At 42.2% G+C, this 13,503-nt stretch carries 14 protein-coding genes; 8 read left to right on the top strand and 6 right to left on the bottom strand.

Translation table 11 applies throughout. The features are described 5' to 3' along the window. Positions 1-3 precede the first annotated feature (3 nt). Together devC and H6G14_RS03065 are read left to right on the top strand one after the other, a co-directional pair. Positions 4-1,170 carry an ABC transporter permease DevC gene (gene devC / locus H6G14_RS03060; protein WP_190565676.1) on the top strand — a complete coding sequence of 389 codons (1,167 nt, stop codon included), beginning with the start codon at positions 4-6 and terminating at the stop codon, positions 1,168-1,170. A 197-nt stretch (positions 1,171-1,367) separates the two neighbouring features. Beyond that, entirely contained in the window at positions 1,368-2,087 is a 720-nt protein-coding gene (locus H6G14_RS03065) for a DevA family ABC transporter ATP-binding protein (RefSeq protein WP_190565677.1), read from the top strand. Between the two features lie 344 nt (positions 2,088-2,431). On the opposite strand, the gene H6G14_RS03070 is transcribed toward H6G14_RS03065, so the two are convergent. The 4 genes from H6G14_RS03070 to H6G14_RS03085 all read right to left on the bottom strand — a co-directional run bounded on the left by H6G14_RS03070 (position 2,432) and on the right by H6G14_RS03085 (position 5,567). After that, positions 2,432-2,839, bottom strand: a complete 408-nt coding sequence (locus H6G14_RS03070) for a hypothetical protein (protein ID WP_190565678.1) — start codon at positions 2,837-2,839, stop codon at positions 2,432-2,434. Positions 2,840-3,061: 222 nt separating this feature from the next. Beyond that, positions 3,062-3,496 carry a CAAD domain-containing protein gene (locus H6G14_RS03075; protein ID WP_190565679.1) on the bottom strand — a complete coding sequence of 145 codons (435 nt, stop codon included), beginning with the start codon at positions 3,494-3,496 and terminating at the stop codon, positions 3,062-3,064. Positions 3,497-3,742: 246 nt separating this feature from the next. Then, complete coding sequence (locus H6G14_RS03080) at positions 3,743-4,204, bottom strand: BON domain-containing protein (protein WP_190565680.1); 462 nt, start codon at positions 4,202-4,204, stop codon at positions 3,743-3,745. A 79-nt stretch (positions 4,205-4,283) separates the two neighbouring features. Continuing rightward, positions 4,284-5,567, bottom strand: coding sequence for a general stress protein (locus H6G14_RS03085; RefSeq protein WP_190565681.1), 1,284 nt, complete (start codon positions 5,565-5,567; stop codon positions 4,284-4,286). Positions 5,568-6,144: 577 nt separating this feature from the next. Between H6G14_RS03085 and H6G14_RS03090 the strand changes: the two genes are divergently transcribed. From H6G14_RS03090 to H6G14_RS03100, 3 genes are all read left to right on the top strand, one after another. Continuing rightward, a complete protein-coding gene (locus H6G14_RS03090; RefSeq protein ID WP_190565682.1) occupies positions 6,145-9,276 on the top strand; it encodes a coiled-coil domain-containing protein in 3,132 nt (1,043 codons plus the stop codon). 224 nt (positions 9,277-9,500) lie between these two features. Then, positions 9,501-9,836 (top strand): photosystem II reaction center protein Psb28, encoded by a 336-nt coding sequence (psb28, locus tag H6G14_RS03095; protein ID WP_190565683.1) that lies wholly within the window; start codon positions 9,501-9,503, stop codon positions 9,834-9,836. An 83-nt stretch (positions 9,837-9,919) separates the two neighbouring features. After that, entirely contained in the window at positions 9,920-10,423 is a 504-nt protein-coding gene (locus tag H6G14_RS03100; RefSeq protein WP_190565684.1) for a MogA/MoaB family molybdenum cofactor biosynthesis protein, read from the top strand. Between the two features lie 170 nt (positions 10,424-10,593). On the opposite strand, the gene grxD is transcribed toward H6G14_RS03100, so the two are convergent. After that, positions 10,594-10,917 (bottom strand): Grx4 family monothiol glutaredoxin, encoded by a 324-nt coding sequence (gene grxD / locus H6G14_RS03105; RefSeq protein ID WP_010994973.1) that lies wholly within the window; start codon positions 10,915-10,917, stop codon positions 10,594-10,596. 128 nt (positions 10,918-11,045) lie between these two features. Continuing rightward, positions 11,046-11,288, bottom strand: a complete 243-nt coding sequence (locus tag H6G14_RS03110; protein ID WP_011317461.1) for a BolA family protein — start codon at positions 11,286-11,288, stop codon at positions 11,046-11,048. A gap of 291 nt (positions 11,289-11,579) precedes the next feature. On the opposite strand from H6G14_RS03110, the gene aroC reads away from it, so the two are divergent. The 3 genes from aroC (at position 11,580) to H6G14_RS03125 (ending at position 13,493) form a co-directional block, all read left to right on the top strand. Then, a complete protein-coding gene (gene aroC, locus H6G14_RS03115; RefSeq protein ID WP_010994971.1) occupies positions 11,580-12,668 on the top strand; it encodes a chorismate synthase in 1,089 nt (362 codons plus the stop codon). Next, on the top strand, positions 12,665-13,018 hold the full coding sequence (locus tag H6G14_RS03120) for an RpnC/YadD family protein (RefSeq protein WP_190565685.1): 354 nt from the start codon (positions 12,665-12,667) through the stop codon (positions 13,016-13,018). Before aroC ends, H6G14_RS03120 begins: the two co-directional genes overlap by 4 nt. Positions 13,019-13,238: 220 nt before the next feature. After that, complete coding sequence (locus H6G14_RS03125; RefSeq protein ID WP_190565686.1) at positions 13,239-13,493, top strand: SemiSWEET family sugar transporter; 255 nt, start codon at positions 13,239-13,241, stop codon at positions 13,491-13,493. Positions 13,494-13,503 lie beyond the last annotated feature (10 nt).

The raw sequence follows: 13,503 nt of genomic DNA on the forward strand, positions 1-13,503 counted from the left end.
TTTATGTTTCAACAATTGCGGCGACGAACTCCTTTAGGATGGCTGCAACTGAGCCATGAAAGAAGTAGGCTTTTAGTAGCATTGTCAGGTATTGCTTTTGCTGACTTGCTAATGTTTATGCAGCTTGGGTTTCAAGCGGCGTTGTATGACAGTAACACTACATTACATCGCAGTTTGCAGGCTGATATTATCGTCATCGGTTCTCAAACGCGTAACTTACAACGCATTTCTATGTTTTCACGTCGGCGACTTTACCAAGCAATGGATGTTCCAGGGGTGAAGTCAGCAGAGGCGATGTATGTGAGTAATATGCTGTGGAAAAATCCGCAGACACGCCGTGATACGGAAATTTTGGTCATTGGGATTAATCCCGATAGACCGGCTGTGGACTTTCCCGAAGTTAATCAAAAACTATCAGAAATTAAGTTACCAGATACCGTTATATTTGACCGTGCATCGAGAGGTGATTACCAAGAAACCATCGCCCAACTAGAACAAGGACAAACAGTTAAAACCGAACTAGAACGGCGTACAGTAACTATTGCTGGTTTATTTAAACTAGGGGCTTCTTTTAGTGCTGACGGTACCTTGATTACCAGCGATCAAAACTTCTTGCGCTTGTTTCCGCGACAACCAGCATCTAGTGTCAGTGTGGGTTTGATTCAGTTGGAATCTAAGGCGAATCGCCAACAGGTAGCCGCAGCCTTAAAATCTCGTCTCTCACAAGATGTAAAAGTGCTGACACACGACGAATTTATCGAATTTGAAAATAACTTTTGGCGCACTAACTCCCCCATAGGATTTATTTTCAGCATCGGGGTGTCAATGGGCTTTGTAGTTGGTGTGATTATTGTGTATCAAGTCTTATCTACAGACGTTAATACTCACTTGCGAGAGTACGCCACCTTCAAAGCCATCGGCTATCGCCATTATTATCTATTAGGTGTGATCTTTGAAGAAGCCGTAATTTTAGCATTACTAGGCTTTCTTCCCGGCTTATCAGTCTCCTTAGGACTGTACCACCTCACTCGCACTGCCACAAACTTACCCATGTACATGACAGTCATCCGGGCATTGCAAGTATTAATCCTCACAATCATTATGTGTGCAATTTCAGGAGCGATCGCCACCCGTAAACTTCAAGCCGCCGATCCAGCCGAAATGTTTTAAATTCCGTTGGCGGTAGCAGGGCGTTTAACCCATGTTGAGTGCTGAGTAAGCTAATGCACGCCTAAATTGCATAACTACTAATAAGGGCTGTTGACTGTTGACTGTTGACTGTTGACAGCCTTCACGATGGATTATGCAACTTAGTAAGTAGGTGGCGGAAACCCAATCCCCAGTACCCACTACCCAATCCCCGATTTATGCTGAAAGTCATTTCCGTTCGGAATCTTGACCACTACTTTGGTAATGGTTCATTGCGTAAGCAAGTTTTATTTAATATCAATTTAGAGATTAGTGCTGGTGAAATCGTTATTTTGACCGGGCCTTCTGGTTCCGGTAAAACTACCTTACTGAACTTAGTGGGGGGATTGCGATCACCTTTGGTGGAGCGTAGCTCATCGTCTCAATCAGCTAGTCTACGAGTGCTAGGACAAGAATTGTACGGTGCTAGTGCGGAAAGATTGGTACAGGCGCGACGGCGTAACGGTTATATTTTTCAAGGGCATAATTTGCATGGTAGTTTAACCGCACTGCAAAATGTCAAAATGGGGTTAGAACTGCACCAATACATTGAATTAGCAGAATTAGAAACTCGTGCAATCCAAATTTTGGAACAGGTGGGATTAGGAAACCATCTGCATTACTACCCAGATCAACTGTCTGGGGGACAAAAACAAAGGGTAGCGATCGCCCGTGCTTTAGTCAGCCATCCCCAGCTTGTGTTAGCAGATGAACCTACAGCATCCCTAGACAGCCAATCGGGACGAGATGTAGTTAACTTAATGCAAAAACTCGCTCACGAAAAGGGCAGTACAATCCTTATGGTTACTCATGATCACCGTATTTTAAATATCGCTGATCGAATTGTCCAGATGGAAGATGGTAGACTCATGAGTCCCACTCCTGCCGTAATTAGCTAAAATTGTTCATCACTTCGTCGTAGTTTTGTAATATAGCTGCCACAACTGTGTGTAATATTTATTCTTGTATTTGGTTACAAAATGCTTTTTTGGGTTTAAAGGTAGGGCTTCCTGCCTTTTTTTATGGCGCTACACGTACCAATCTACACCCTTGAACCCTTACACCTGTAATAACCTTTGTGCATCAGTTCTAAAAAACCCGGCTTGTCCAACAAACCGGGTTTTTCATGATAGTTTTGATTCAAATTTATAGCCGTAGCCAGATAGATTAGGACATCAAACTAAGATAAAAGGCTTTAAACTCCGTCAACAGTTAACAGTCAACAGCCAACAGCTATACAAGACTAAATTAATCCTGGCCCTCTACCACGACTATCACCTTTTTCAGTTAACTCGTCTTCCTTATCTTCGTTAACTTCTGCCAATTCTTGAACCCGTGATGCTATATCCTCTTCTGCTTCTTTTCTAGCATCACCTGGTACTTCATAGTACATTTCTGGTTCAACCGCGTAGTTGTTTAATAAACCCTCTTTATCTACTGTGTAACCATCTGTGGTGCGAATACTTTGGGCATCTGTTTGGTCATCGGTGGGTGCGTCGGCTTCCCTTTCTTCTGTAGGAAGTGTTTTATATAATTCCCCTTCTCGTTCTTTGCGTGCGGCGGTTTCGGCCGGTACAATTCCTCTATCGTACATATCGACCTCTACTCGTTCGGATGAATCGATCGCTCTTTTAACTGGTTCATTAGTCATAAATCTGTCCTCGTTAAAAAATCTGTTAAAACTTCGAGAACTAGATTATGCTTTTTAAAGATCACAAATCGACTATCTTTAGAAGTGATTTAATAAATTATTCCAAAAAATCCTCTTTCTTTAGATATATACAATTCCCAAAAATACCAAATACCCGACTTAATTTAATAAATCGGGTTTCTCTCTGTTTACGATGATTTTTGATAGCTATATGGGTGAAATCTATTCCCCAAAAACTTGAGATTTCAGTGTCCTAATTTCGGCAGTTAATTCTTGGCGAGTTGAGGACTTGATGAGATAACGAAAAGTAAACCATGTTGAGTAACTCAGGCCAATCAACTCAAAGAAGGGTGCTAACAAGGGAATACCATTAATTGCACCTAACAAGGCTAGTACTACTTTTAAGGTGACGATCGCCGCTAAGATGAGCAAAACGGTGAGAATCGAGCGGCTGTACTGTTGATAGAAACTGCCTAAATATTCGGGAAGTTCTGCCAAAAAGTCTGTTACTTGATTAGTAATTTGCTGCCACTCAGGAGTAGTTGCTGTAGCTGGTGGTAATTGAGGCAGGTTGCTTTGTCCTGCACTAGACAATGCTATCGTTCCCTGAGATACTTCGGCATTTAAGGATTCCGGTTGCTTTTGTTCGGTTTCCATAGTTTTTATATGTTGGTAATTACAACAGCTTTTTTAATTCACTAGACGTAAATAAACATAAACATTCCCGTCGCCAGTTGTCAACGAAAATTCTCAGTAGTTAGTTGTACTAACTACTGATACAAAAACAAATTAGCCACTATTGATAGCAAAGACGATGAGAAGATTCTTTCTCCCCAGGCTTCCCAGGCTTCCCAGGCTTCCCCTGCTACCAAATCGATTAGATATTTTTTAGCTAGAAGTCCCCTAACTATTTGGGGGAGCGACAGTTGCTTTAACAACTACGTTGGTGACACCCTTTATTTCTTTGGCTAAAGGTTCGATTTTAGATAACTGGTCTTGGTTGTTGACAGTTCCACCGACGGTGACAGTACCGTTATCTTCTGCTTGCACTGTTAATGCACCATTAGGTATATTCGCCTCTAATTTAGAACGGACTTCGCTAGCTAAATCACCTTCGGCTCTTTGTGCATCGCCGCCAGTAGCATTGTTGCGTTGTTCGCGGGCGCGGATGTCAGAGTTGAGTTGATCCCTACGAACCTCGCTCTGAGCGTCTTGTTGCGCGGCCTGGGTTGCTTCCGCCGAGGGCGCTTGTACATTTTCTGTCGGAGTATCGGGTGCAGATTGACTGGTTCTAGCACCATCTTGACAAGCCGCAGCACCAAAAACTAGTAAAGAACTAACTAGAAGAGGAGTAAGCTTTTTCATTTCTTTATTTCCGGGTATCAATATTGGTTTGGTTTCTTGAGGGACGCGACACCTCACGTCCCTCAGTTAATCAATGGGATTAGATTCTTTCTTCGCGGTGATCAACAATCACTACGCTTGGCTCTGTGTCGTGACCTACGTTAGAGGAGACACGATCGCCTACAGTAGAGGAAACGCGATCGCCTGCGATTGTGCTGTCAACATCTCGGCGGTGTGTATCATGTAAGTCAGTGGCATCAAAAACAGAGTATTCTTGAATACCACGACGTTTGAGGATAGCCTCAGCGTGTTGAATTTCGGCTTCTGTACCATCAACAATGATGAGGTAGTCACCTCTTTGGAAGCGATCGCTATAAACTCGCGCTTTGTCTTCAGGGATTCCCAAGCCCACGAGTCCGCCGACAATTCCACCTGCGGCTGCACCGATAGCGCCGCCTGCTAAAGTTGTGGCGATCGCGGTAGCGGCTGCACCACCGGCAATGACTGGCCCAACGCCGGGAATTGCCAAAGCACCCAATCCCACTAATAGACCACCTAAAGCGCCTAAACCTCCACCTGTAGCGGCTCCAGCCTTGGCTCCTTCATCGGCTTTATTGCCATGACCAAGGTTTGCACCTGCACCTGTGGTTTTGTTACCACTGCTATCTTTGGCGATAAGAGAAACTTGATTCATGGCGAAGCCTGCATCCCGCAATTCTGTTAATGCTGCTTCTGCATCTCGATGGTGAGGAAATACGCCGATTGCTCTTCTGCTTCTTTGTCTGGTTGTTGCGGGAGTCACATCCCCATGAGTAACACCAGTGGCTGCTGCTGCGGTTCCCGGCGCATCATAAATATCGTAGTCTTCTATGCCACGACGGCGCAGAATTGCTTCTGCTTGGGCGATTTCTGCATCATTTCCGTCTACTATGACTAAATAGTGACCACGGCGTACACGGTCTTCATAACCTCTAGCTCGTTCTTCTGGAATTCCTAAACCAATCAGTCCACCCAATAAACCACCAGCCACGGCACCAAGACCAGCCCCAGCCAGGGTTGTAGCCAAGGTTGTTGCCGTTGCACCTGCTAACATGATCGGCCCAATACCAGGAATTGCTAAAGTGCCAAGACCAACTAATAAACCACCCAAGCCGCCTAAAGCACCGCCAGTAATAGCCCCTGTTTTAGCACCCTCGTCAGACTTATCGCCTACTTTCTCTCGCACGGGGCTACCAGCAATCTCTTCATTCCGGTCTGCATCCTGAGCGATGATAGAAATTCTATCCATTGCAAAACCGGATTGCTTCAATTCGTGGAGGGCTTGTTCAGCGTCTCGGCGGTGAGAAAATACACCTACAGCCCGTCTATGTACACCTACTACCATTGTTTAATTTCTCCAAACAACAAAAGACAAAATTAGGTAATTAATTTTTTAGAAAATAATTGATTTCATTACTTCCTATTTATCTCTTGTGTCTAACTTATTTTCATCAATCTGTTGGATGAATTCATTGGTCTGCCATTAGATATAGATATTTTTTGTAAAGTCATAATAATAAACAAATCAAAAATAAATGGCTTACAAAATCTGCCATTTTATAGACACAAATACTATTTGATATAACTTCATGTGATCCTGATATTCCGTATTTGCAAAACCCTAAACACTTCATAAAAATAATTATTTTTATGAAGTGTTTCCTAATCTCCTAAACTACTGAATATGGTACTAATATAATTGCACAATTTCCGCGCCTCTCCACGTTTAAAAACATTAGCTATATACTTCCCTCAAATAATGATCGCTATATTTAAATAGCTCAATAAAAGATATATCTTTTGATAAATGTGGTTACTACCTGAGAAAGTGTAGAGCATTACAAACAATAACTAAGCTAAGAGATAAGCCCTTGATAAAGTAATGGGTATTTCATCTATCGGACGTAAGGTATAAGAATCCTATGTTCTACAATTTGGATAGTTTTTTAATTTATTCCTGGCTCTCATTGGGAATAGCAGGCACAAATAAATTGCCGGAAGTAATAGCTCCTAGCGCAGTCCCTATTAGTTTTTCTGGGACGAAAATATTAGTGGCTTTATTGGCTGGTACTTTGATGGCGATCGCCTTCCATTTACTATTAACAAATCTCTCTGTCGCTGTTGGCATTTCCACTTACGGCAAAAATCCTTATAGTGATGATGACGACGACTCAGAAAGTCTTGGTAAGCAAGTTAGAGAAGTAGAGGCAAAAGTTGGTAGTTGGGCAATAGTCACAGCAAGTATTGCTTTATTCGCAGCCACTTTCTTAGCAGTAAAATTGAGCTTGATTGGCAATACAACATTAGGGGTAATTAGTGGCGTAGTCATTTGGTCTACCTACTTCTTTTTAATCATTTGGTTGGGTTCTTCCGCAGTAGGTTCCTTTCTAGGTTCAATTATTAGCACGGTTAGCTCTGGGTTACAAGCTCTAACAGGGACAGCTACTAGCGCTATTGGTGCAGCAACAACTAAAAGCCAAATGGTATCCACAGCAGAAGATATCACAGCCGCAGTCCGGCGTGAATTAACCGCAGGTTTTGACCAGGATACTATTAGAAATACCCTGCAAAGTTCTTTATCAAAACTACAAGTACCAGCACTAAATTTAAACGAAATTCGTAGTCAGTTTGACAAAATATTAGGTGATGTAGATTGGCAATCTCTTGGTGATGGTGATTTACTAAAAAATGTGAATCGCCAAACATTTGTTGATTTAATCAGCGATCGCACTAATTTATCTCCAGCTAATATCAACCAAATTGCTGACCAACTACAAGCAGCTTGGCAGCAAGTTGCTAACCGCAAAAATCCCACAGAACAAGTAATTAATTTACTGCAATCTGCCACACCAGAAGAGTTAAAATCGGAAGATTTAGGTGAACGTCTACAACAACTAGTGACATCTAGGAAAAACGGTAATGGTAGAAATGGGATGATGCAGCAAGCGGTGAAATATGGCATCAGCGCCGCCGTACCAGCAGTACTAGATCGGGTAGATATTTCTGATATCGATGTTGAGAGAATTACCAATCAACTGCAACAGTTACGAGACAAAGTTCAAGATATTGATGTCGAGAGAATCACCAAACAATTACAACAGATTCGAGAGAAAACTACTGAGCAAATTAGTCACAGATTCTCACCCCCAAGTGATAACACTATCAAAACAGATGTAGAAGACTATATCCGCAATTCTTTCCCTTGGCATTTTAACCGCCTCACCATTAGAAATGAATTTCAGGATGTCATCTACGACCCACAGGCAGATCCTACAAATGTCCGCCAGCAAATTGAACAATTAAACCCAGATGATTTTACTAACTGGCTGACACAACGAGGCGACCTGACGGAAGCCAAAGTGAAAGAAATCGCTCAAGACATGGAGAATATCCGTCAGCAAGTGTTAGAAACAGTCCAGCAATCGGAGAAAGTCGAAAAAGGTCACGAAATCCGCAACCGCATCGAAAATTATCTCCGTGCTACTGGTAAACCAGAACTGAATTCTGAGGCGATTGACCGAGATTTTGGTAATTTGTTAACGGAAGCAGGACAGGAGTTTGCAGATATCAGTACTCGCTTACAAGGTTTTGACCGAGAAGCCTTTGTACAAGTATTGTTGCAACGTCAAGATTTCAGCGAAGAAGAGGCTAATAATATTGTTAGTCAACTCGAAAGCATCCGCGATAATTTTCTCACTCAAGCCAGAGAAACCCAAGAACAAGCAACCACTAAAGCCAATGAACTATGGCAAAGGGTAGAAGAATATCTGCGTCACACCAGGAAAGAAGAGTTAAATCCTGACGCAATTAAGCGGGATTTGCGGGTGTTATTAGAAGACCCCCAAGTGGGGATTAACCTGTTACGATCGCGCTTATCTCAATTTGACCGTGATACTCTAGTACAGTTGCTCAATCAGCGTCAAGACTTAAGCGAGGAGCAAATTAATCAAATTATCGATCAGGTAGAAGCCGTCAGAGATAGCGTTTTACAAGCACCCCAAGCGGTGGTAGACCAAGCAAAAGCACAGTATGAAAAAACTACCACAGCGATCGCTGACTATCTCCGCAATACTAACCTAGAAGAACTCAACCCTGAAGGTATCAGGCAAGATTTGGCAACTTTACTCAGCGACCCCAAAGAAGGTGCGGTGGCTTTGAGACATCGGTTATCTCAAATTGACCGAGAAACTCTAGTCAAAATCCTCAGCCAACAGCAAAACTTGAGCGAAGACCAAGTTAATCAGATTATTGACCAACTACAAGACGCTATTGGCGATATTATCAGAACGCCCCGCCGTTTTGCTAAACGTGCTACTCAAAAGATTGTAGACTTTGAAGCCGGTCTAGAAGATTATCTGCGTCAAACCAACAAAGAGGAACTGAACCCAGAAGGAATCAAACGTGATTTACAATTACTTTTGCGAGATCCACGCTTGGGAATTGGTAGTTTAGGCGATCGCGTTTCTCAGTTCGACCGTGCAACAATTGTGGCTTTACTATCCCAACGGGAAGACATCTCAGAGGAAGAAGCCAACCGTATCGCCGATCAAATAGAGTCAGTCCGCAGCACCATTACCGAACAAGTGCAGCAGATTCAACATCAGTTACAGTCAGCAATTGACCAAGTTTTTGACAGGATTCGCAACTATCTCAACTCTCTGGATCGTCCAGAACTCAATTATGAAAGCATCCGTCAAGACTTCGCTAAATTATTTGACGACCCACAAGCCGGATTTGAAGCCTTAGGCGATCGCCTCAGTCAATTTGACCGTGATACCCTAGTCGCAGTTCTCAGTTCCCGTGAGGATATCTCCAGGGAAGATGTTAACCGCATCATCGACCAAATCGAAGCCGCACGGGATAGCGTCCTACATCGCGCCGGACGCATCCAACAAGAAGCCCAAAAACGCATCAAGGCTGTGAGACAGCAAGCTAAAAAACAAGTAGAAGAAACCAGAAAAACCGTTGCTAGCGCCGCCTGGTGGCTATTCGGTGCAGCTTTCTCCTCTCTAGCCGCTAGTGCGATCGCTGGTGCATTAGCCGTCGCAAATTAGGGGCGTAAGGGTGTAAGGGTGTAGGGGTTTAGGGGTTTTTCACCCAATCCCCAATCCCCAATCCCCAATCCAAGTCAAAAGAAAAAATCTTTTACCTTTTTACTTTTTACTTTTTTGTCCCCAATCCCCAATCCCCAATCCCCAATCCCCAATCCCCAGTCTTTTGAGTTCTAAATAATGAGAGAATATTAAATTGGCATCATAAAACTTTAAATACATACATCATGGCAAAAATCCAGTTTTCCAGAGGACTCGATGAAGAAGTAATTCCAGAAGTGCGTTTGACGCGATCGCGTACAGGTGACACTGGTACAGCAACATTTATTTTTACAAACCCTAAAATTTTAGACCAAGGGACTACTGAAGATATTACCGGGATGTATTTAATTGACGAAGAAGGAGAAATCATCACCCGTGAGGTTAAGGGTAAATTTGTCAACGGTAGGCCTGAAGGATTAGAGGCTGTTTATATCATGAAATCAGCCCAAGAATGGGAGCGTTTCATCAGATTTATGGAACGTTACGCCCAAGAAAACGATTTGGGATTCAGTAAATCTTAAAAGTCAACGGTCAACAGTCAACGGTCAACAGTCAAGAGAATTTTGGACTACGGACTATTGACTATTGACTTATCCCCCTATACATGATGGAAAAACCTCATCCAGATACACCAGGAATAACGGTAAATTGTGCAGTTGTTACTGTGAGCGATACACGCACCCCAGAGACAGATAAAAGCGGTCTTCTCATTCAACAGTTACTAATCGATGCAAATTATACTGTAGAAGCCTACGCAATTATTCCCGATGAACCAGCACAAATCCAAGCAAAGTTGGCATTATTGAGCCTAAATTCTAATTTAGATACGGTAATTTTTAATGGTGGTACAGGTATTGCACCGAGAGATACTACTTATGATGCTATTGAGAAATTATTAGAAAAAACCCTACCCGGATTTGGGGAAATATTTAGATATTTAAGTTATCAGGAAATTGGCTCACGAGCGATCGCCTCTCGTGCAGTTGCAGGCGTATATCAAAATCAATTAATCTTCTCCCTTCCTGGTTCCAGCAACGCTGTGCGCTTAGGTATGGAAAAACTGATATTACCAGAACTCACTCACCTAGTTAGCCAAATACGTAAATAGAACTAGTCAGTGGGTAAGGTGTGTTGTCCCGCAGAGAAGGCTGCTCAAAATTTATCACTAAGTACCAAATAATCAGGGTTTTAAGCCTCTCCCCGGCGCGAGGAGAGGTATGGAGAGGAGTTCTTCCAAATGTATATGATTAGGGTTTTGAATCCCTTTTTCCCAGAATCCTAAGAAGCTAAAGCGACTTCCACTAATTGCTGTAACTCACCTTTTTGGTAAAGTTCAATCAGAATATCGGAACCACCGATAAATTCACCATTGATATAAACTTGGGGAATTGTCGGCCAGTTGGAATATTCCTTAATACCCTGACGAATTTCTTGGTCTTCTAAAACGTTGATAGTCTCAAAAGGAACACCCAAAGTATTGAGAATCTGCACAACATTGTTAGAGAAGCCGCACTGAGGCATCAATTTGGTTCCCTTCATGAAAACCATAATTTTATTTTGTGTTATTAAATTATTAATTTTTTCGCTGGTTTCCTGTGTCATGGCTTTTGTATGTCCTAGTTTTGTGATTAGTTATTAGTCATTAGTCATTAGTCATTAGTTATTAGTCATTAGTTATTAGCCATTAGTCATTGATTTCTTACTGTTGACTATGGACTATTGACTGTGGACTATTGACTAGTTTCGGGAGTGTATGTTTTCAATGCTAAGGCGTGAATAGCTTCAGTTGACATAGCTTGCCGCAATGCACCATAAACTAATTGATGTTGTTGCACAAGTCTCTTACCTGCAAACTGCGATGAGACTACTGTCACCTGATAATGGTCGCCGCCACCGGTCAAGTCTTGCACCTGAACCTGCGCGTCTGGCAGTTCCGCCTTGATCATTGCTTCAACCTGCTGCGGAGTAATCATCGCAATTCCTGAAAAAACTTACTTTTCTATTATTAACAGATATACAGCAGATGCTTCTAGTTTGAAAATAGAGATTGGGGATTGGGGATTGGGGACTGGGAATAGTTACTTCTTAATTTTACTCCTGATGACCATGCTTCCTTCGTGTTTCCCATCACCAAAATAGATAGATAGCATAAATGTCAAGAAACTTCTTTGCCCAATATTACGAAAAAAAGTACAAGCACAAAGATTAATTTTTACGAAAACTCTAGGTACAATACATAAGCCGCTTCCTTTTTCCTCAAGATCATGGGCAATACTTTTGGACATCTGTTTCGGATCACTACTTTTGGCGAGTCACACGGTGGAGGCGTGGGGGTTGTGATTGACGGCTGTCCCCCGCTACTCGAAATTTCTCCTGAGGAAATTCAACTGGAGTTAGACCGCAGACGACCCGGACAGAGTAAGATTACAACGCCTCGTAAGGAAGCAGACACCTGTGAGATTTTGTCTGGAGTATATGAAGGCAAAACTCTGGGAACGCCAATATCAATTTTGGTGCGAAATAAAGATACTCGTCCCCAAGATTATGATGAGATGGCGCAAAAGTATCGTCCTTCCCATGCTGATGCAACTTATGATGCTAAATATGGGATTCGGAATTGGCAAGGCGGCGGTAGATCCTCAGCGCGGGAGACAATTGGTAGAGTAGCCGCAGGTGCGATCGCTAAAAAAATCCTCCGGCAAGTTGCTAATGTAGAAGTTATAGGCTACGTCAAACGTATCAAAGACTTGGAAGGTGTTGTAGACCCGAATACCGTCACCTTAGACCAAGTGGAAAGCAACATTGTTCGTTGTCCTGATGGCGAATTAGCAGACCGCATGATTGAATTAATCGAACAAACAGGTAGACAAGGGGATTCTATCGGCGGTGTAGTGGAATGTGTAGCGCGGAATGTACCTAAAGGCTTGGGTGAACCTGTATTCGATAAATTGGAAGCAGATATTGCCAAAGCTGTGATGTCTTTACCTGCTAGCAAAGGTTTTGAAATTGGTTCAGGTTTTGCCGGGACTCTGCTAACAGGATTTGAGCATAACGACGAATATTATATTGATGAAAACGGTGAGATTCGCACAGTCACCAACCGTTCTGGTGGGATTCAAGGCGGTATTGCCAATGGCGAGAATATCATTTTGCGAGTTGCTTTTAAACCCACAGCCACAATTAGAAAAGAGCAAAAAACAGTCACTCGTGAAGGTGAGGAAACCCTATTAGCCGCCAAAGGTAGACATGATCCCTGTGTTCTACCCCGTGCAGTCCCGATGGTGGAAGCAATGGTGGCGTTGGTATTGTGCGATCATTTGTTACGCCATCACGGACAGTGTAAGGTGCTTTGACAATAGAATTACTATACAACTTGCAGCAAAACTTACGATTTACACAAAATCAAGACGAAGATGATAAGGAGTTAGTTATGCGATTAGCACCACTTTATCAACAAGACCGAGAACAGACGTTCAAGGAAGGGGAACAACAAGGACTGCAAACAGGTATTCAGACAGGTATTCAGACAGGTATTCAGCAAGGAGAACGCTTGGTGGTGGAAAACTTGCTTAAGTTTCGCTTTGGTGAATTAGATAATGAACTTCAAGGAATTATTGAACCATTATTAGCATTAACACCAGAAGAGTTTACTCCATTACTTTTACAATTATCCCGTGACGAACTAATTGCTAGATTTCACTAGTAATGCGCCACATAAGCTTGGCAGGGTAAGGGAACAATTAAACCAAATACATAGCTCTTGCCCAGTTTCTACTTCCTATTGCCTATTGGTGTAATGCTTTCTAAGCAATCTTATTGCATGACATTTAATAATTTTAATTTTGTGGTCTACTAAAGTAGTATGGTTGAGAATAAGGGCAAATTTGCCTAAAATAAAGCATTATTTTAGCGAGTTATATTACATGGATTTTGTGACAGTTCTGGGTTTCGCTGCCGCTTTATTAACTACTTTTTCTTTTTTGCCACAGATGATTAAAACATGGCAAAGTAAATCAGCCAAAGATGTATCTTTTATTATGCTGATATTTTTTAATACTGGTATTTTCTTATGGCTAATCTATGGAATTATTTTGCAACAATTACCTGTGATCTTTGCTAATGCTACTACATTAGTTTTTAACATGATAATTCTATGGCTTAAAATTAAATATAAATAGATATACTTTG

The organism is Nostoc parmelioides FACHB-3921 (assembly GCF_014696625.1).
GTDB classification, from domain to species: Bacteria; Cyanobacteriota; Cyanobacteriia; order Cyanobacteriales; family Nostocaceae; genus Trichormus; species Trichormus parmelioides.